We start from the raw sequence: 911 nt of genomic DNA, 5'->3' as shown, positions 1-911 counted from the left end.
GAGAGAATAGTAGAAAAGGGTAAGAGTAAGAAGCTAGCATTAATAGCCGTATGTAATAAGCTCCTGAAACAGGCATTTGCTATCGCTAAATCAGGAACCTATTACCAAGAAAATTATTTATCGAAATCAGCTTAAAAGGACTTGGATTTTACCTTAGTTCTTTGTTGGCAACCGTATTTTCTTGCTGGATTTTGATTAGATATTACTTAAATCTTGTTTTCCAATTATTGTCATTATTTCGACAATGTTGTTTTCTATCCGATAATAAATGCTATCGGATCCGCACACACATCTTCTATATCCAGGTTTTATAAAATCAACTGCTTCAAATGTGAAAGGTTGCTCGGCAATGAGATCGAAATATTCAAAAAATATTTCGAAATATTTATCTGCTTGAGTTTCTCCAAATCTTTTTACTCCAAATTGATGAATCCGAATTAAATCTTCTTTAGCGACATTACTTAACCTATATTTATTCATTAAGTAAAGACTTTGATCTTGCTAAAATCTGTTCTTTGCTGTCATTTGTAAATCCGCTTTTTTCAGCTTTTTCTAATTTATTTTTAATGTAATTAATTTGAATTTGCTGATTTCTAGCTTGTCTTATTAGATCATTAACCAATTCACTTTTACTTGAATATTCTTTACTCTCAATTTGAGATTTTAGCCACTCGTCGTTTGGTTCTGTAAATGAAATACTTTGTCTAGCCATGATATTTATATTTGATGTAAAATTGCACCAAAAATGAATCAATAACAAGTTTTTATGTGAAAATATTGTTGCCAACGGTCTCGGCTATCGCCAGTTGCGGGAGTTGGGACGCGGAGTTGTCGGCTTATTTGTTTTCTTTCCTGGTTTCTAAAATTACACTTTTTCGATTTAACCCGTTATTGGCGATGAGCCGTTGTTG

General features: G+C 32.4%; 2 protein-coding genes and 1 pseudogene. 1 reads left to right on the top strand and 2 read right to left on the bottom strand.

Features of this window, described 5'->3' with window-relative positions:
- Positions 1-135 (top strand): annotated as a pseudogene (locus ML462_RS16010) (IS110 family transposase); the annotation flags it as partial.
- A 60-nt stretch (positions 136-195) separates the two neighbouring features.
- On the opposite strand, the gene ML462_RS16005 reads toward ML462_RS16010, so the two are convergent.
- Both ML462_RS16005 and ML462_RS16000 read right to left on the bottom strand, forming a co-directional pair.
- Positions 196-480, bottom strand: coding sequence for a type II toxin-antitoxin system RelE/ParE family toxin (locus tag ML462_RS16005; protein ID WP_240714840.1), 285 nt, complete (start codon positions 478-480; stop codon positions 196-198).
- On the bottom strand, positions 473-712 hold the full coding sequence (locus ML462_RS16000; RefSeq protein ID WP_240714839.1) for a ribbon-helix-helix domain-containing protein: 240 nt from the start codon (positions 710-712) through the stop codon (positions 473-475). Before ML462_RS16000 ends, ML462_RS16005 begins: the two co-directional genes overlap by 8 nt.
- Positions 713-911 lie beyond the last annotated feature (199 nt).

The sequence above is a fragment of the Christiangramia lutea genome, assembly GCF_022489035.1.
Lineage (GTDB): Bacteria > Bacteroidota > Bacteroidia > Flavobacteriales > Flavobacteriaceae > Christiangramia > Christiangramia lutea.
This window is presented reverse-complemented; position numbering and strand designations above follow the sequence as displayed.

What these genes read in the sequence shown, in the direction of transcription:
- ML462_RS16005 (WP_240714840.1), bottom strand. Translation starts at nt 480, where the DNA reads ATGAATAAATATAGGTTAAGTAATGTCGCTAAAGAAGATTTAATTCGG.
- ML462_RS16000 (WP_240714839.1), bottom strand. Translation starts at nt 712, where the DNA reads ATGGCTAGACAAAGTATTTCATTTACAGAACCAAACGACGAGTGGCTA.